Origin of the sequence: Spirillospora sp. NPDC049024, assembly GCF_040649235.1 — a bacterium.
Lineage (GTDB): Bacteria > Actinomycetota > Actinomycetes > Streptosporangiales > Streptosporangiaceae > Spirillospora.
The window spans coordinates 104,392-122,850 of record NZ_JBEZFD010000018.1; the positions used below are offsets into that span (position 1 = coordinate 104,392).

At 74.5% G+C, this 18,459-nt stretch carries 8 protein-coding genes; 5 read left to right on the top strand and 3 right to left on the bottom strand.

Features of this window, described 5'->3' with window-relative positions:
- Nucleotides 1-77: 77 nt before the first annotated feature.
- From AB0C21_RS29735 to AB0C21_RS29750, 4 genes are all read left to right on the top strand, one after another.
- On the top strand, nucleotides 78-12,128 hold the full coding sequence (locus tag AB0C21_RS29735; protein ID WP_500208633.1) for an amino acid adenylation domain-containing protein: 12,051 nt from the start codon (nucleotides 78-80) through the stop codon (nucleotides 12,126-12,128).
- A gap of 69 nt (nucleotides 12,129-12,197) precedes the next feature.
- The gene (locus AB0C21_RS29740) at nucleotides 12,198-13,217 is read left to right on the top strand and encodes an iron-siderophore ABC transporter substrate-binding protein (protein WP_500208635.1); all 1,020 of its coding nucleotides are present in this window, start codon (nucleotides 12,198-12,200) and stop codon (nucleotides 13,215-13,217) included.
- A gap of 14 nt (nucleotides 13,218-13,231) precedes the next feature.
- The gene (locus AB0C21_RS29745; protein ID WP_500208637.1) at nucleotides 13,232-14,497 is read left to right on the top strand and encodes a lysine N(6)-hydroxylase/L-ornithine N(5)-oxygenase family protein; all 1,266 of its coding nucleotides are present in this window, start codon (nucleotides 13,232-13,234) and stop codon (nucleotides 14,495-14,497) included.
- Between the two features lie 15 nt (nucleotides 14,498-14,512).
- Complete coding sequence (locus AB0C21_RS29750) at nucleotides 14,513-14,719, top strand: MbtH family protein (protein WP_500208639.1); 207 nt, start codon at nucleotides 14,513-14,515, stop codon at nucleotides 14,717-14,719.
- Between the two features lie 55 nt (nucleotides 14,720-14,774).
- Here AB0C21_RS29750 and AB0C21_RS29755 read toward each other — a convergent pair whose 3' ends face one another.
- The gene (locus tag AB0C21_RS29755; protein ID WP_500208641.1) at nucleotides 14,775-15,650 is read right to left on the bottom strand and encodes a CE1 family esterase; all 876 of its coding nucleotides are present in this window, start codon (nucleotides 15,648-15,650) and stop codon (nucleotides 14,775-14,777) included.
- A gap of 32 nt (nucleotides 15,651-15,682) precedes the next feature.
- Entirely contained in the window at nucleotides 15,683-16,114 is a 432-nt protein-coding gene (locus tag AB0C21_RS29760) for a hypothetical protein (protein ID WP_500208642.1), read from the bottom strand.
- Nucleotide 16,115: 1 nt separating this feature from the next.
- Here AB0C21_RS29760 and AB0C21_RS29765 point away from each other — a divergent pair, with 1 nt between their 5' ends.
- Nucleotides 16,116-17,747 carry a long-chain fatty acid--CoA ligase gene (locus tag AB0C21_RS29765; protein ID WP_500208644.1) on the top strand — a complete coding sequence of 544 codons (1,632 nt, stop codon included), beginning with the start codon at nucleotides 16,116-16,118 and terminating at the stop codon, nucleotides 17,745-17,747.
- A gap of 29 nt (nucleotides 17,748-17,776) precedes the next feature.
- On the opposite strand, the gene AB0C21_RS29770 is transcribed toward AB0C21_RS29765, so the two are convergent.
- Entirely contained in the window at nucleotides 17,777-18,379 is a 603-nt protein-coding gene (locus tag AB0C21_RS29770; RefSeq protein ID WP_500208645.1) for a TetR/AcrR family transcriptional regulator, read from the bottom strand.
- Nucleotides 18,380-18,459 lie beyond the last annotated feature (80 nt).

The following is an 18,459-nucleotide window of genomic DNA, read 5'->3' on the forward strand; positions in this document are numbered from 1 at the left end:
CTCTCGCGGCCGGAAGGTCGAACTTAGGTAAGGCTAACCTTGCAAGATTTTCTTAGGCAAGGCTAACCTAATTCGCTGTGGCGGAGCCGACGACGGAAGAGTTGAGCGTGCAGGAGCAGACGACGACGGCGCGGCGACGCGAACTGATGCGGCGGATGATGGCCGAGGCCGGCCTGGGGGCGGACACCGCCCGGCTCGCCCCTCGCGGGGCGGACGGACCGGCTCCCCTGTCCCACGCGCAGCAGAGCATGTGGCTGCACCACCGCGCCTTCCCGGACAGCCCCGCCTACAACGTCTGCCTGCTCATCCGCATGTCCGGGCCGCTCGACGCAACGGCTCTCCGCGAGGCGCTGCGGGGGCTGATCCGGCGGCACGCCGTCCTCCGCACCGTCTACGCGGACGCGCCCGGCGAGGGCGCCGTGCAGGTCGTCACCGAGGACGACTCGCTCGACCTGCCGCCCGTCGCCTGCGCGGACGCCGAGGAGCGGGCGGCGGAACTGGCCGCGGTCCCGTTCGACCTGCGGGCCGGACGGCCGATCCGGCTGGAGCTGCTCAGGCTCGGCGAGGACGAGCACGCGCTGGTCCTCGTCGTGCATCACATCGCCTGGGACGGCATGACCTGGGGTTCTCTCTCACGCGACCTCTCCGCGCTCTACCGCGCCGCCCTCACCGGTGAGCCCGACGGGCTGCCCTCGCTGGACGTCCAGTACGCCGACTACGCCGAGTGGGAGCAACGGCGGCCCCTTGCCGAGGACGACCTCGCGTACTGGCGCGAGCGCCTCGATCCGCCGCCCGCTCCGCTCGACCTGCCCGCCGACAGGCCGCGCGGCGCGGCCCTGTCCGAGCGCGGGGGACGGCGGGCGCGCCGCTTCGACGACGCCGTGACCGAGGGGATGCGGAGGCTCGCCGCCGAGGAGAACCTCACCCCGTACATGGTGATGACCGCCGGTTACGCGGTCCTGCTGCACCGCTACACCGGCGCCGAGGACGTGGCGGTCGGTTCGTCGGTGATGAACCGCGAGCACGCCGAGGTGGAGCGGCTCGTCGGAAACTTCGGCAACACGCTCGTGCTGCGCGCCGACCTCTCCGGGGCGCCGACGTTCCGGGAGGCGCTGCGCCGGGTCGGCCGCACGGTCACCGAGGCGTTCGCGCACCAGGCGCTGCCGTACGACCGGCTCGTCCGGGAACTGCGGCCCGCGCGCGGACGGGGCCGCTCGGCGTTCTTCGACACGATGCTCCTCTTCCTCGCCCAGGAGATCGGCGAGCTTGACCTGCCCGGCATCACGTCGAGCTGGACGCACGTCCACAACGGCACCACGCACTTCGACCTGTCGCTGGAGGCGTTCGTCCGGCCGCAGGGGATGACGGTCGAAGCGACGTTCCGGCGCGAGTTGTTCGAGGACGAGCGCATCGACGCGCTGCTCGCCCACCTGGAGACGCTCCTCCGCGACGCGCTGGCCGACCCCGACCGGCCGATCGGCGCGCTGGAGGTCATGAGCGCGGGGGAGCGCGCCCTGATCGCTGAGGCCAACGCCACCGACCGCGCCCTGCCCGCGACCGACGCCGTCGCTCTGTTCGAGGAGCAGGCGGCACGGACACCGGACGCCACGGCGGTCGAGGCGGGCGGAACCGCCCTCACCTACGCCGACCTGGACGAACGGGCGTCCGCGCTCGCCGCGGAGTTGCGCGCCCGAGGCGCCGGGCCGGAGACGGTCGTCGCGCTGGCGTTGCCGCGCACGCCCGACCTCGTCGCAGCCCTGCTCGGCGTCCTGAAGGCGGGCGCCGCCTACCTGCCGCTTGACCTCGACCACCTCGCCGGCCGGCTCGCCTACATGCTGGACGACGCCGGGCCGCTCTGCGCGATCGTCACCGGCGAGACCGCGCCGCTGCTCCCGGACGGGACGGACCTCCTCGTCCTCGACGGCTCCCGGCGCAACGCCGGAAACACGCGCACGCCGATCCGGCGCCCGGACGACCTCGCGTACGTCATCTACACCTCCGGCTCCACCGGCCGCCCCAAGGGTGTGGCGATCCCGCACCGCGCGCTCGCGAACTTCCTGCTCACGACCCGCGACCGGCTGAACCTCGGCACCGGCGACCGGCTGGTCGCGGTCACGACCATCGCGTTCGACATCGCCGCCCTGGAGCTCCTCGTTCCCCTGATCAGCGGGGCGACGGTCGTCCTGGCCGCCCGCGACACCGTCCGCGACCCGGCCGCGCTCGCGAGGCTCCTGGCGGGCGCGACGATCGTCCAGGGCACCCCGTCGCTGCTCGGCACGCTCGACCCGGCCGCGTTCACGGGCCTCCGGGTCCTGGTCGGCGGCGAGGCGCTGCCGCCCGCGCTCGCCGCCTCGCTGGCCGGGTCCGCGTCGCTCGCCACCAACATGTACGGGCCGACCGAGGCGACGATCTGGGCGACCTCCGCGGACCTGCCTGCGGAAGGCATCGGCACCCCCTTCTGGAACACCCGCGCCCACGTCCTGGACGCCCGCCTGCGCCCTGTCCCGCCGGGCGTCCCGGGCGAGCTCTACCTGGCGGGCGCGCAGCTCGCCCGCGGCTATGCCGGACGCCCCGACCTCACCGCCGAGCGCTTCGTGGCCGACCCGTTCGGACCGCCCGGATCCCGCATGTACCGGACGGGCGACCTCGCGCGCCGCGCCCGCGACGGGTCCGTGGAGTACCTCGGCCGCACCGACGACCAGGTGAAGATCCGCGGCTTCCGGATCGAGCCCGCCGAGGCGCAGGCAGTGCTCGCCGCGCAGCCCGGCGTCGCGCAGGCCGCGGTCGCCGTCCGGGAGGACCGCCCGGGCGGCCCCCGGCTGGTGGGCTACTACGTCCCCGCCGAGAGCCTGGACGAGGCCGGACTGCGCGACGCGCTCGCCAAGGCGCTGCCCGAGTACCTGGTGCCCTCCGCCCTCATCGCGCTGGACGGACTGCCCCGGACGGCCAACGGCAAGCTCGACCGCGCCGCGCTGCCCGCCCCCGAGGCCGAGGTGTCGGGACGGGCGCCGCGCGACGCCCGCGAGGCCGCCCTCTGCGCGATCTTCGCCGAGCTGCTCGGGGTCGAGGGGGTCGGCATCGACGACGACTTCTTCGCCCTCGGCGGGCACTCGCTGCTGGCGGCGCGCCTCGCGGCCAGGGCCCGGGCCGTGCTCGGCGCGGAGCCGACCATCGCGGACGTGTTCGAGGCGCCGACCGTCGCCGCGCTCGCGCCCCGCCTGGTCGCGACCGGCGCCGTCCGCGTCCGCGACGTGGCGCGCCCCGAGGTCGTCCCGGCATCGGCGGCGCAGCGCGGCCTCTGGCTGGAGGAGCGGCTCCGCGGCCCCTCCGCGTCCTACTCGCTGCCGCTCGGCATCCGCCTGCACGGCGCGGTCGACGAGGACGCCCTCGACCAGGCGTTCACCGATGTCGTCGCCCGCCACGAAGCGCTGCGCACCCTCCTGGTGGAGGGGCCGGACGGCCTGCCGGTGCAACGCGTCCTCGATCCGGACGTCCCCGTGCGCCTCGCCGTCCTCGACGCGCGGGGCGAGACGCCGGAAGGGCGCGCGGCCATCGAGAAGGCCGCCACCGCCCACGTCTTCGACATCGGACGCGACCTCCCCGTCCGCGGCACCCTCGTCAGGACGGGCGACGCCGAATGGTCGCTGATCCTGCTCCTGCACCACGCCGCCGCAGACGAGTGGTCGTTCACCCCGCTGCTGGCCGACCTCGCCCGCGCCTACGAGGCCCGCCGCGACGGACGGGACCCCGGCTGGGAGCCCCTGCCCGTCCAGTACTCCGACTACGCGGCCTGGCAGCGCGAAGCCGCCCCCGCCACGGCGCCGCAGCTCGACTTCTGGGCGGAGGCGCTCGCCGGGCTGCCCGAGGAGACGGTCCTGCCGCTCGACCGGCCGCGCCCGGCCGAGGCGAGCCGGCGCGGCGGGCTGGTGCCGTTCCGGCTCCCGGCGGCGGGGGCGCGGCGCGTGGCCCGCGAGACCGGCGCCACCGTGTTCATGGTGCTGCACGCCGCCGTCGCCGCGCTGCTCCAGCGGTCCGGCGCGGGCGACGACATCGCCCTCGGCTCCCCGATCGCGGGACGCGCGGACGAGGACCTCGCCGGCCTCGTCGGGGTCTTCGTCAACCCGCTCGTGCTGCGCACCGACCTGTCCGGCGACCCGACGTTCGCCGAGCTGCTCCACCGGGTCCGGGCCGCCGACCTCGCCGCGTTCGCCCACGCCGGCGTCCCGTTCGAGCGGGTCGTGGACCGGCTCGCCCCCGAACGCTCCCTCGCCCGCAGCCCGCTGTTCCAGGTCATGATCGTCCACCGGCGGCTGGACGACGTCCGGCTCGCGCTGCCCGGCGTGCGCGCGGAGCCGTTCCTGCCGGAGACCGGCGGCGTGAAGTTCGACCTCGACCTGTACTTCGCGGAGGGCGAGGACGAGGTCGAGGGCTTCGCCGCGTTCGCCGCCGACCTGTTCGACGCCTCGACCGTCGAGCGGCTGATGGACGACCTGGGCGCGCTGCTCGACCGGGTCACCGCCGATCCCGGCCTTCGGCTCTCCTCCCTCGGCGCGCCCGTCGAGCACCCGGACACCGCGCGCGACCTCCCCGCCCAGACGGCTGCAGGCCTTATCGAGGCGCAGGTGGCGCGGACCCCGCACAAGACCGCCGTGGTGTTCGGCGGCGCCGCTCTCACCTACGCCGAACTCGACCGCCGCGCCGAGGCGCTCGCCGACCGGCTGGCCGCCGCCGGGGCCCGCCCCGAGCAGGTCGTCGCGCTCGCGCTGCCCCGCTCGGACGAGTTCGCCGTCGCGCTCTACGCCGTGCTCAAGACGGGCGCCGCCTACCTGCCGATCGACCTGGCGTACCCGCCCGCCCGCGTCGCCGCGATGCTCGGCGCCGTCCGGCCGCTGCTGGTCCTCGGACGCGACGAGCCGCCGGCGGACGCCCCCCGCCGCGCACGTCCGGACGTCCACCCCGGCCACACCTCCTACGTCGTGTTCACCTCCGGCTCGACAGGCAGGCCGAAGGCCGTCGCCGGAACGCAGCGCGCCCTCGCCAACCGGCTCGCCTGGGGCGCGGGCCTCGCCGCGCCCGGCATCCGCGCCGCCAAGAGTTCGCCCGCCTTCATCGACGGGACGACCGAACTGCTCGGCGGCCTCGTCGCGGGCGACACCGTCGTCATCGCCGACGAGGAGACCGCCGCCGACGCCGTCGCGCTCGCCGGCTTCATCGACCGCCACGGCATCGGCCTCGTCACGCTCGTCCCGAGCTTGCTGGCCGCCCTCGTCGACAACGGCCTGCCGACCTCGGTGACCACGTGGATCAGCAGCGGCGAGGCGCTGCCCGCCGCGCTCGCGGACCAGGTTCCGGCGCGGCTGGTCGACCTGTACGGGTGCTCGGAGGCCGCCGGGGACAGCCTCGTCGCCGAGGCGGGCGGGCTGCGTCCCATCGACAACACCCGCGCCCACGTCCTGGACGCGGCGCTCCGCGAGGTCCCCGTCGGTGAGCTGTACCTCGCGGGCGACGGGCTGGCGCGCGGCTACCTCGGCGACCCCGCCCGCACCGCCGAGCGCTTCGTCGCCGACCCGTTCGGCCCGCCCGGCTCCCGCCTCTACCGCACCGGTGACCGCGTCCGGCGCCGCCCGGACGGCGGGCTGGACTTCCTCGGCCGCGCCGACGACCAGATCGCGATCCGCGGCTTCCGGATCGAGCCGGGGGAGGTGGAGGCCGTGCTCGCCGCGCTGCCGGGGGTGCGGCGGGCCGCCGTCGCCGCGCACGGACACCGCCTGGTCGGCTACGTCACGGGCGATGTCGACGCAGAGGCGCTCGACGCCCGGCTGCGCGCCCTGCTCCCCGACTACCTCGTCCCCGCCGAGCTGGTCGTCCTGGACGAGCTCCCCCTCAACCCGAACGGCAAGGTCGACCGGCGAGCCCTCCCCGAGCCCGGCCGCCCGCCCGGCGGACGCGCCCCCGCCACCGAGCCCGAACGCGTCCTCGCCCGGCTCGCCGCGAACGTCCTTGGCCGCGACGCCGTGGGCGCCGACGACGACTTCTTCCGCACCGGAGGCGACAGCATCAGCGCGGCGCTCCTCGTCGCCCGAGCACGCCGCGCCGGCCTGTCGTTCACCGTGCGGGACGTCTTCCGGCTGCGGACCGTCGAAGCCCTCGCCCGGGCCGCCGCGCCCTCCGAAGAGAAGGAGACGGCGCAGGCTGCGGGCCCGGCGGATGAGCTTCCGCTCTCGCCACTCCAGGAAGGCCTGCTCTACCACCTGATGCTGGCGGGCGAGGGCCGTGACATCTACGTGCAGCAGGCCGTGGTGACGCTGTCCGGCCCGGTCGACCCCGAGAGGATGGCGCGGGCGGCGCGCGCCACGCTGGAGAAGTTCCCCAACCTCCGCGCCGGGTTCCGCACGGACGGCGACCGCGCGGTCCAGTTCGTCCCGGACGACTTCGAGACCCCGTGGACGCACGCCGACGTGGCCCCGCGGGACCTGGAGGCGTTCGTCGACGCGCAGCGCGCCGAGCCGTTCGACCCCGCCGCGCCGCCGCTGATCCGGTTCGCCCTCGCCCGCCTCGCCGAGGACGACCACCGGCTGGTCCTCACCTCCGAGCTGATCCTGCTGGACGGCTGGTCCGGCGGCCTGCTCGTCACCTCGCTGCTCGACGCCTACACCGACGCCGCCGCCGAGGCCCGCCGGCCCGTCGCGCCCTTCCGCGCGTTCCTCGACTGGGTGAACGGCCGCGACGGGGACGCCGCGACCGGTGCCTGGCGCCGCGCGCTCGACGGCTTCGACGAGCCCGCCCTCGTCCGGCCGGGCCTGGCCGGCGCGCCCGCCGACCTCGCGGGCGCCGGCGAGGTGCGCCGCGAGCTGCCCGCCGGGCTCGCCGAACGGCTGGACGAGGTCGCCCGGGACAGGGGCGTCACCCCCGGCACCGTCTTCCAGACCGCCTGGGGCCTCGTCCTGATGGGCCTCACCGGACGCGACGACGTCGTGTTCGGCGCCTCGGTGTCCGGACGCCACCCCGACGTGGACGGCGTCGAGTCGATGGTCGGCCTGCTGTTCAACACCGTCCCCGTCCGCGTGCAGGCGGGCCCGGCGGACGCCCTCGCCGCGGTCCTCGACCGGGTCCAGGCGGCGCAGTCCGACCTGTTCGACCACTCCTTCGTCGCGCTCGCCGACGTCCAGCGCGCCACCGGGCTCGGCACCCTCTTCGACACGCTGTTCGTCTTCCAGAACTTCCCGGGCATGCCGACCGACCGCGCCTTCGGCCCGGACGGCGGCCTGCGGGTCCTCGGACGCGAGGTCCGCGACGCCACCCACTACCCGATCACCATGGTCGTGGAGCCGGACGCCGGGCTGCGCGTCATGTACCGGGGCGACGCGTTCACCGAGGCCGAGGCCGAGCGCGTCACCGACCGCTACGTCCAGGTGTTGCGGCGGCTCGCCGAGGCGCCCGGATCCCCGTGCCACCGCCTCGACCTGCTCGTCCCGCAGGAGCACGACCGGCTCCGGCGCGACTGGGACGACGCGCGCCATCCCGTCCCCGAGCTGACGGTCGCGGAACTGCTCGCCCAGCGCGCGGCCGAGCGGCCCGGCGACCCCGCGCTCGTCTCCCTTCCGGACGTCCGCCTCACCTACGGCGAGCTGAACGCCGAGGTGAACCGGCTCGCCAGGCTCCTGCTCGCCCACGGCGCGGGCCCTGAGAAGGTCGTCGCGCTGGCCATGCCGCGCTCGGCGCAGATGGTCGTCGCCCTGTTCGCCGTCCTGCGCACGGGCGCCGCCTACCTGCCGCTGGAGCTCGACTACCCGGCCGGCCGGCTCGACTACATGCTCCAGGACGCGGCACCGGTCTGCCTGGTCTCGCACCGCGACATCGCCGCGGGCCTCACCCACTCCGGCGCCACCGTCGCGCTGGACGACCCCGCGACCGCGCAGGCCCTCGCCGCGCAGCCCGGCCACGACCTGGCGCCCGACGAGGTCCCCGGGTTCGTGCCCGGCACGCCCGGCAGGCTCGACCACCCCGCCTACGTCATCTACACCTCGGGCTCCACCGGGCGGCCCAAGGGCGTGGTGACGCCCTACCGCGGCCTCACCAACATGCAGTTCAACCACCGCGCCAACATCTTCGACCCGGTGGTCGCGTCGGCGGGGCGCCGCCTCCGCATCGCCCACACCGTCTCCTTCTCCTTCGACATGTCGTGGGAGGAGCTCCTCTGGCTCATCGAAGGCCACGAGGTCCACGTCTGCGACGAGGACCTCCGCCGCGACGCCCAGGCCCTCACCGCCTACCTGCGGCAGCACGGGATCGACGTCATCAACGTGACGCCGACCTACGCCCAGCAGCTCCTGGAGGAGGGCCTCCTGGACGGCGGGCACCGGCCGCCCCTCGTTCTCCTCGGCGGGGAGGCCGTCCCGGCGGCGGTGTGGGAGCGCCTCGCCCGCGCCGAGGGCGTCCTCGGCTACAACCTCTACGGCCCGACCGAGTACACGATCAACACGCTCGGCGGCGGCACCGGGGACAGCGCCACCCCGACCGTCGGCAGGCCGATCTGGAACACCCGCGGGTACGTCCTGGACGCCTGGCTGCGGCACGTGCCGCCAGGCGCCCCCGGCGAGCTGTACATCGCGGGCGCCGGACTGGCGCGCGGCTACCTCGGCCGCGCCGACCTCACCGCCGAGCGCTTCGTCGCCGACCCGTTCGGCCCGCCCGGATCCCGCATGTACCGGACGGGCGACCTCGTGCGCGTCCGCGACGGCGGCGACATCGACTTCCTCGGCCGCACCGACGACCAGGTGAAGATCCGCGGCTACCGGGTCGAACCGGGAGAGATCGAGACCGCGCTCGCCGCCGAGCCCGGCGTCGGGCAGGCCGCCGTCGTCGCGGCCGGGACCGGTGTCCCCGGCGTGAAGCGCCTCGTCGGCTACATCGTCCCCGACGGCTCCCGCGAAGGCGCCGTTGAAGAGCAGCTCGCCGAGTGGCGCCAGATCTACGACACCGAGTACACCGAGGTCGGCACGGTCGTCCACGCCGAGGAGTTCGCGGGCTGGGACAGCAGCTACGACGGCGCACCCATCCCACTGGACGACATGCGCGAGTGGCGGGAGACCACCGTCGAGCGGGTCCGCGCGCTCGGTCCCCGCCGCGTCCTGGAGATCGGCGTCGGCGCGGGCCTCCTCCTCACCCGCCTGGCCCCCGGGAGCGAGGAGTACTGGGGCACCGACTTCTCCGAACCGGTCATCGCCAAGCTCCACGCCGACCTCGGCGGAGGCACCCGAGGGCCGGCGTCCCGCGACTGGCAGGACGTGGCTCCGGGCTCGCCGGTCCGCCTCAGCTGCCGGCCCGCCCACGACACCGGCGGCCTGCCGGAGGGGTACTTCGACACCATCGTGATCAACTCGGTGGTGCAGTACTTCCCCGGCGCCGCCTACCTGGAGGACGTCGTCGCCAAGGCGATGCGCCTGCTCGCCCCGGGCGGCGCGCTGTTCGTCGGAGACGTCCGCGACCTGCGCACGGTCCGCTGCCTGCATGCCGCAGTTCAACTCGGGCGCGGCGGAGGCGACCTGGACTCGATCGAACGCGCAGTCCGCCTGGAGAAGGAACTCCTCCTCGACCCCGCGTTCTTCGCAGCGCTCGACGTCCCGGCCCGGGTGGACGTCCTCATCAAGCGCGGCACCCGCCACAACGAACTGACCCGCCACCGCTACGACGTCGTCCTGCGCAAGGACGCGGCCCCCGCCCCGCCGACCCCGGCCGTCGACTGGACCACCCTCGCCGACCTCCGGAACAGGCCCGCCGGGCCGCTGCGGGTGAGAGGGATCCCCGACCCGAGGTCGTCGGGCGAGGCCGCGGCGCTGCGGGCGCTGCGGGAGGGGGCCTCCGCGGACGAGGCGCGCGCGGCGCTGGCCTCGGCGCCCGAAGGGATCGAGCCCGAGGCGCTGCACGGACTGTTCCCGGACGCCGTCCTCACGCCGTCCGACGAGCCCGGCCGCTACGACGCCGTGTTCGGCGGGGGAGCGGCGTGCCCGCCGGCCGAGCCCGGCCGCGCGCCCGCCTCGTACGCGAACGACCCGGTCGCCGCGCGCGACCACGGCGTGCTGGCCGCGCGGGTCCGCGGGAGCCTCCGGGCGCGCCTGCCCGGACACATGGTCCCGAGCGCGATCATGACGCTGGACGCGCTGCCGCTCACGGTGAACGGCAAGCTCGACCGGCGCGCCCTCCCCGACCCCGGGCAGGACGCCCCGCGCCGCGCGGGAACGGCCCCGCGCACCCCCGTCGAGCGCCTGCTGTGCACGCTGTTCGCCGAGGTCCTGGACGCGCCCGGCGCCGGGATCGACGACGACTTCTTCGACCTCGGCGGCCACTCGCTGCTCGCGACGAGGCTCGTCGGCAGGGCGCGGGCGGTGCTCGGCGCCGAACTGGCCGTCCGCGACCTGTTCGAGGCGCCGACCGTGGCGGAACTGGCCGGGCGCCTGCACCGCGGCGCCGAGGCGCGGGTCCGGCCCGTCCTGGAACCGCGGGAGCGGCCCGAGCGGGTGCCGCTGTCGTCCGCCCAGCGGCGGCTGTGGATGCTCGACCAGCTGCTCCGCGAGGACGACGGGCCCCGTGACGCCTACCACCTGCCCCTCGCGGTCCGCCTGCGGGGCGGCCTCGACGTCGCGGCCCTGGAGGCGGCGATCGGGGACGTCACCGCCCGGCACGAGAGCCTCCGGACGGTCTTCGCCGAACACGACGGCGTGCCGTACCAGCGGATCCTCGCCCCCGACGAGGCGAAACCCGTCCTGGAGGTGACGACCTGCGCGCCAGAGGACGTCATCGCCAGGCCGTTCGACCTCGCCGAGGAGATCCCCTTGCGGGTCGCGGTGTTCCCGGAGGGCGAGCGGGAGCACCTGCTGCTCGCCGTCTTCCACCACATCGCGTTCGACGAATGGTCGTTCGGGCCGTTCGCGCGCGACGTGGCCGAGGCCTACGCGGCCCGGCTGGACGGCAAGGAGCCCGCCTGGGCGCCGCCGCCCGTCCAGTACGCCGACCACGCCCTCTGGCAGCGCGAGCTCCTCGGCGACCCGGCCGACCCCGGCAGCGTCCATGCCCGGCAGCTCGACCACTGGGCGCGGACCCTCGCCGACCTGCCCGAGGAGATCCCGCTGCCGGTGGACCGGGCGCGCCCCGCCACCGCCGGGCAGCGCGGCGGCACCCTCACCGCCGACCTGCCGCCCGGCCTCGCCGGCCGGCTCGGGCGCGTCGCGCGGGAGGCGAACGCCAGCGTGTTCATGGTCTGCCAGGCCGCCGTCGCCGCGCTGCTGCACCGCATGGGCGCGGGAGACGACATCCCCCTCGGCAGCCCCGTCGCCGGGCGCACGGAGGAGGCCGCGCGGGACCTCGTCGGCTTCTTCGTGAACACGCTCGTCCTGCGCGCCGACGTGTCCGGCGACCCGACGTTCGCGGAGCTGCTCGCCCGCGTCCGGGAGGCCGGTCTCGCCGGCCTCGCCCACCAGGACCTGCCGTTCGAGGCGGTCGTGGAGGCGCTGCGCCCGCGCCGCGTGCCCGGACGCAACCCCCTGTTCCAGGTGATGGTCGGGTACGAGAACCAGGGCGCCGGCGACGTGCGGTTCCCCGGACTGGAGCAGCGGGAGGCGCTGTTCGGGCCGGGCGCGGCGAAGTTCGACCTCGACTTCATCTTCCGGGAGGGACCGGACGGACTCCGGCTCGTCCTCGACCACTCCGCCGACCTGTTCGACCGCGCCACGGCCGCCGCGCTGGCGGACGGCCTGATCGCGCTGCTCGGGGCCGTCGCCGACGATCCCGGCGTCAGGGTCGGATCGCTGCCGGCCGTCCTGACCGCCCGCACCGTGACCGCCCGGGCGGCCCCGGAGGCGGCGCGCCGGGACGACGGACGGGAGGCGGTCCTGTGCCGGATCTTCGCCGAAGAACTCGGCGTTCCCGAGGTCGCCCCGGACGACGACTTCTTCGACCTCGGCGGGCACTCGCTGCTCGCGATGAAGCTGGTGCGGCGCATCAGGCGCGAGCCCGGCTGCGCGGACCTGAGGATCGCGGACCTGATGGCCGCCCCGACCGCGGCGGGGCTGCTCGCCCGGCTCGGACCCGCCGGAAGTGAGGCGGGTCATACCGGCCCGGGCATTGTCTAGTTAGGTAAGGCTAACCTAATGTTTCTGATCAACGCCCTCCCGCCTCCCCTCGAACATGGAAGGTCCGCTATGCGCACCCTGATGCGGCGCCTGACCGTCGCCGCCGCGCTCGTCCTGGGTCTCGCCACGGTCGCCGCCTGCGGCGACGACGAGCCCGCCGGCGGCCCCGGCGGCTCCGGCGGCGCGGCCGGGGCGTTCCCGGTCACCGTCACCCACAGGCTCGGCTCCGCGGAGGTCGAGTCCGCGCCGAAGCGGATCGTCGCGCTCGGCGAGGTCGACCAGGACGCGCTGCTCGCCCTCGGCGTCACGCCCGTCGGCATGGCCGAGCTGACCGGCGTCCAGCCCGACGGACTCGCCCCCTGGAGCGCGCCCAGGCTGACCGGTGAGAAGCCCAGGCTGCTCAAGGCCGGTGAGGCGGGCTTCAACCTGGAGGAGATCGCCGCGCTGCGGCCCGACCTGATCCTCGCCGCCGGCGACTTCGCCATCGACAAGGAGTACGGCAAGCTCTCCGAGCTCGCGCCGACGCTCGCCTACCAGACCGGCCCCGCCGAGGACTCCTGGCAGCAGATCACCCGGCAGGTCGCCGCCGCGATCGGCCGCCCCCAGGACGGAACGAAGCTCGTCGCCGACGTGGAGGCGAAGATCGCCGAGGTGAAGACGAGGCACCCCGAGCTGAAGGGCAAGGAGTTCGCGTTCACCAGCGTCTTCCCCAACGGCAACATCGGCGTGATGAAGTCCGGCGACGACACGAGCGTGAAACTGCTCCAGCAGTTCGGCATGACGCTCCCGGAGTCGCTGAGGAGGCTGCCCGGCGACGGGTTCGCCGCCGAGCTGAGCATGGAGAAGGTCTCCGTCCTGGACGTGGACGTCCTGATCAGCCACTACAACGACGATCCCGCCACCCAGAAGAAGATCGAGGGCAATCGGCTGTTCGCCGGCCTCGGCGCCGTCGAGCGCGGCTCCTACGTGCCGCTCGACCTGAGGTCGTTCTGGCCGCTGCGCACCCCCACCCCGCTCGCCGTCCCCTACATGGTCGACCAGGTCGTCCCGAAGATCGCCAAGGCCGCGAGCGCGGCGAAGCCCGCCTGATGCCGGAGGAGCGCATGCACACCCCCGTCCGCGACGTGGCCGGCATCGGGTTCGGCCCGTCCAACCTGGCGCTCGCCGCCGCGCTGGAGGAGGAGCACGGCGGCGCCGACGCGGTGTTCTTCGAGAAGCAGCCCGCGTTCGGCTGGCACCGCGGGATGCTGATCGACGGCGCCACGATGCAGGTCCACTTCCTCAAGGACCTGGTGTCGCTGCGCAACCCCGCCAGCCCCTACTCGTTCCTGGCCTACCTGCACGCCCGGGGCCGGCTCGTCGACTTCGTCAACCACAAGACGATGTTCCCGACGCGGCTGGAGTTCCACGACTACCTCGAATGGGCCGCCGCCGCGTTCGAGGACCGCGTCCGCTACGGGGCCGAGGTCGTCTCCCTGCGCCCCCACGACGACGAGGCCCTGGAGGTCGTCGTGCGGCAGGGCGACGAGCTGGAGACGCACCTCGCCCGCGACGTCGTCATCGGCGCGGGGCTCGAACCCGTCCTGCCGGAGGGCGTCCGGCCGGGGGAGCGGATCTGGCACACCGAGGACCTGCTCACCCGGCTCGGCGAGCGCGGGGACTGGGAGCCCCGCCGGATCGTCGTGGTCGGCGCCGGGCAGAGCGCCGCCGAGGCCGTCGAGTACCTGCACCGCACGTTCGCCGGGGCCGAGGTGTGCGCGGTCTTCGCGCGGTACGGGTACTCGCCCGCCGACGACAGCCCGTTCGCCAACCGCGTCTTCGATCCCGAGGCCGTCGACCACTACTACGCGGCGCCCGGCGACGTGAAGCGGATGCTGTTCGAGTACTCGCGCAACACCAACTACTCCGTGGTGGACCTCGACCTCATCGACGAGCTGTACCGGCGCGCCTACGCCGAGAAGGTCGCGGGCGCCGAGCGGCTGCGCATCCTCAACGCCTCCCGCGTCCTGGACGTCGCCGACGGCCCCGCCGGACTGCGGGTCCGGGTCGCGTTCCTGCCCACCGGCGAGGTCACGGCCCTGGACGCCGACGCCGTCGTCTACGCCACCGGCTACCGCGAACGCGACCCGTTCGACCTGCTCGGCGAGGCGGGCGCGCACTGCCGCACCGGCCCGGACGGGCGCCCGGTCGTCGGGCGCGACTACCGCGTCGCCACCGAGCCCGGCCCCGCATGGGGCGTCTACCTGCAGGGGGCCACCGAGCACAGCCACGGGATCGCCTCCTCGCTGCTGTCCATGACCGCCGTCCGCACCGGGGAGATCGTCCGGTCCATGGCGCGGCGCTCCGCCCGCGTCGCCCCCGGCGTCTAGAGAAAGGGAAGCCAGATGACGAACCCGTTCGACGACCCCGACGGGGCGTTCCTCGTCCTCGCCAACGCCGAGGGCCAGCACTCCCTGTGGCCGGCGTTCGCCGACGTCCCCGCCGGCTGGACGCCGGTCCACGGCCCCGAGTCGCGGTCCGACTGCATCGGGTACGTCGTGGACAACTGGAAGGACATCCGCCCGCGGAGCCTGGCGGCCGAAACACCGTGACCTCCCCACAGGTCACGGTGTCTCGGCCCCGGGCTCTGGAGCGGGACGCCCGCGTTCAGCCCGAGCTCACGGCTTTCGGCAGGGACGGCCGGTCCGCGAAGAACCCGGCCATGAGCTCGCTGGCGTAGTCCGGCCACTCGTGCCCTCCGCGCTGCCTGGTGCAGAGCGCGACGACGACCGGGCCGGGGCCCGTGCCGACGCAGTCGTCCGGCCCGTCCGGCACCGGCTGCGACAGCGCGGGCAGCTTGTCCACCCACCTCCAGTACTCCATGAGGAGCCGGACGGGGATGAACGGGAAATGGACGTCCGCGTCCATGTTTCCGCCGCCGTCATAGGGGACGGACGGGTCCCACGTCCCGTGGAACGCCAGCACCGACACCGGTTTCTTCGGCGTGCAGCCGATGGCCAGGGCTCCCGACACCACGGCGATGCCGGCGACCTTCTCCGCGCGCTCGCACGCGTACCGGTACGCCATGCCGCCGCCGTTGGAGAAGCCGGTGACGAAGACGCGGCGGGGGTCGGCGACGCCCTGCCGCACCAGCGTGTCGATGAGCTTGTCGAGGAACGCGACGTCGTCGACGCCGGTCCACCGGGCGAACCAGCAGCAGGCGCCCGCGTTCCAGGTGCCGAGGAGCCCGTCGGGATAGGCGACGGCGTAGCCGTGCCGGTCGGCGACCTCGTCGAGCCCGCTCTGCTTGCGGACGTACTCGGAGTCGTTCAGGCCGCCGTGCAGGGCCACGATGAGCGGCAGCGGCGTGCGGGCCTCGGGGCCCGGCGGGACGTGCAGCAGGTAGGGGCGGTTCCAGTCGCCCATGGGAATGGTGTGCCTCGATGTTCCCGGGGCGTCCTCGAACGCTCCGGCGGGCAGGGGGTGGGCGATGAGCGCCGCGAGAACCGCCACGATCATCGCCGCCCGCGCGGCGATCTTCATAGCGTGATCCAACCCCGCCGCGCCCCGCCCGGCTACGCACCTCCGCGCAGAAAAGACCGGCGTTTTTTGGCGTCGGCCGCGCAGGTCGTCGCCCGGCGCCGGATGGGACGCGCCGCCGCGCCCGCGACGCCGGCTCCGCCCCTTGCGACTCCGATCCCGAGCCGGCCTCCGCCGCCTCGGCGACCCCCGGCCTCCGGCTCGCCCCGGGCGGCGCGCGCGTCCAGCTCGGCTCGCCGGCGCTCGGCGCCGGCGAGCTCGCGGTGGCCCGCCGCCAGGATCACGATGCCGAGCACGATCGGGCCCGCGCCGACCGCGAACGGGCCGTCCCCGGCCGGGTCGTTGACGGCGGGGCGGTGGCGAAAATATGGTGAACCGACCGGTCGGTATGTGCGGAAATTCGTGCGGTCCGGCCGTTCCTCTCGCCGTCGCGAGCCCTCTCGGAGAATTGCCATGATGCTCAGCACGATGCAGGACTTTCCGCTGTCCGTCGCCGCGATACTGCGGCACGGAGCGCGCGTCTACGGCCGCAGCGAGTGCGTGACGTGGACGGGCGGCGGCCCGCCCCGGCGGGCGACCTTCGCCGAGGTCGCCCGCAACGCCGAGCGGCTCGCCTCCGCCCTGGCCAGGCTGGGCGTCCGTCCCGGCGACCGGGTGGCGACGTTCTGCTGGAACAACCAGGAGCACCTGGAGGCCTACTTCGCGGTGCCCGCCATGGGGGCGGTGCTGCACACGCTGAACATCCGGCTCTTCCCCGAGCAGCTCTCGCACATCATCAACCACGCCGACGACCAGGTCGTCATCGTCGACGACAGCCTCGTCCCGCTCCTGGCGCGCGTCGTGGGCGAGCTCCCCGCCGTCGAGGCGTTCGTGGTCGTCGGGGACGGCGACGCCTCGCCCCTGGAGGCCAACGGCAACGGCGCGCCCGTCCTGCGCTACCACGAGCTGCTCGCCGCGGAGGAGCCCGGCTACGCCTGGCCCGAGGTGGACGAGCGGTCCGCCGCGTCCATGTGCTACACCAGCGGCACCACGGGCGACCCCAAGGGCGTGGTGTACTCGCACCGCTCCACGTTCCTGCACGCGATGGCCGTCCAGTCGGCGTCGATGGTGGGCATCACCGAGGCCGACCGCGTCCTCACCATCGTCCCGATGTTCCACGTCAACGCCTGGGGACTGCCGTACGGGGCGTTCCTGTCCGGGGCGACGCTGCACATGCCGGGCCCGTTCATGCAGCCGGAGCACCTCACGCGGTTCATCGCCGCGGAGCGCAGCACGCTGGCGTCCGCCGTCCCGACGATCTGGAACGCGATCCTGGCCCTCGGGGAGCGTGAGGAGATCGACCTGTCGTCGCTGCGGGCGGGCACCTCCGGCGGGGCCGCCGCGCCCCGGGTCCTGCTGGAGCGCTTCGAGCAGCGGTACGGGCTGCGCATCATCCAGGGCTGGGGCATGACGGAGACGAGCCCCCTCGGCGGCATGGCGTTCCCGCCGCCCGGCGTCGAGCCCGGGACCGAGGAGGACATGGCCTGGCGGCTGAAGTCCGGCCGCGTCGCCGCCGGCGTCGAGATGCGCATCGTGGACGACGCCGGCGCCGAACTGCCCTGGGACGGCGAGTCCGTCGGCGAGATCGAGGTGCGCGGGCCGTGGATCACCGGCGCCTACCACCGCGACCCGGCGCCCGCGAAGTTCGACGACGGCTGGCTGCGCACCGGCGACATCGGCACCATCGACGACCGCGGCTTCTTCCAGATCACCGACCGCGCCAAGGACGTCATCAAGTCGGGCGGGGAGTGGATCTCCTCGGTGGAGCTGGAGAACCACCTGATGGCCCATCCCGCCGTGGCGGAGGCCGCCGTCATCGGCATCCCCGACGCCCGCTGGGACGAGCGCCCCCTCGCCTGCGTCGTCCTGCGCGAGGGCGCCGACGCCGACGCCGGGGAGCTGGCGTCGTTCCTCGCGGACAAGGTCGCCCGATGGCAGGTCCCGGAGTACTGGACGTTCCTGGAGGAGATCCCGAAGACCACGGTCGGCAAGTTCGACAAGAAGCCCCTGCGCGCCCGGCACCGGGACGCGGCGCTCAAGATCCACCACGTGGACCGCTGACGCCCGCGGGCCGCCCGCCGGTCCCGCGGCTACTTCTCCAGGCCGTGCAGGAACAGGTCGACGTAGTGCTCGCTGATGGCGGCCGTCTTGAGGCGGCCGCCCGGGCGGTACCAGGCGCCGATCTGGTGGACGGTGCCGAAGAAGAAGTGGACGGCGATGTCGGCGGGCGTCTCGGTGCGGAACGTGCCCTCGCGCTGGCCCTCCTCGACCAGGGCGCGGAACCGCTCGTGGTAGCGGCGCCGTTCGGCGCGGACGGCCTCGCGGCGGTCGCGGGACAGCAGGTGCGTCGAGCGGAAGAAGACCGTGAAGTCGTCCAGGTAGAGGAACGAGGTGTTGAGGACGTCGACGGCGGCGGCGCGGAGCCTCTCGGCGGCCGTGCCGGGACCGTCCGCGATCTGCTCCAGCCGGGACATCTGCAGGCCGAGGAGCCGGTGGTAGATCTCGTAGAGGAGGTCGTCCTTGGAGCCGAAGTAGTGGTACATCGCGCCCTTGGTCACGCCGGCGGCGTTCACGATCTCCTGGACCGAGGTGCTCTCGAAGCCCTTCTCGGCGAACATCCGGACCGCCACGGCCAGCAGCCGGTCGGGAAGCGGCAGGGTGCCGGAGATCCGGCCCGCGGGCGCCTGCGTCATCACTCCACCTCCGCCGTCCGGGAGTCCCCCGGGGTCTCGTGCCGCCCCGGCGCGGCCGCCCGCAGAACGCCGATCAGCCT

What these genes read in the sequence shown, in the direction of transcription:
- AB0C21_RS29750 (WP_500208639.1), top strand. Translation starts at nt 14,513, where the DNA reads ATGACGAACCCGTTCGACGACCCCGACGGGGCGTTCCTCGTCCTCGCC.
- AB0C21_RS29740 (WP_500208635.1), top strand. Translation starts at nt 12,198, where the DNA reads ATGCGCACCCTGATGCGGCGCCTGACCGTCGCCGCCGCGCTCGTCCTG.
- AB0C21_RS29770 (WP_500208645.1), bottom strand. Translation starts at nt 18,379, where the DNA reads ATGACGCAGGCGCCCGCGGGCCGGATCTCCGGCACCCTGCCGCTTCCC.
- AB0C21_RS29765 (WP_500208644.1), top strand. Translation starts at nt 16,116, where the DNA reads ATGCAGGACTTTCCGCTGTCCGTCGCCGCGATACTGCGGCACGGAGCG.
- AB0C21_RS29755 (WP_500208641.1), bottom strand. Translation starts at nt 15,650, where the DNA reads ATGAAGATCGCCGCGCGGGCGGCGATGATCGTGGCGGTTCTCGCGGCG.
- AB0C21_RS29745 (WP_500208637.1), top strand. Translation starts at nt 13,232, where the DNA reads ATGCACACCCCCGTCCGCGACGTGGCCGGCATCGGGTTCGGCCCGTCC.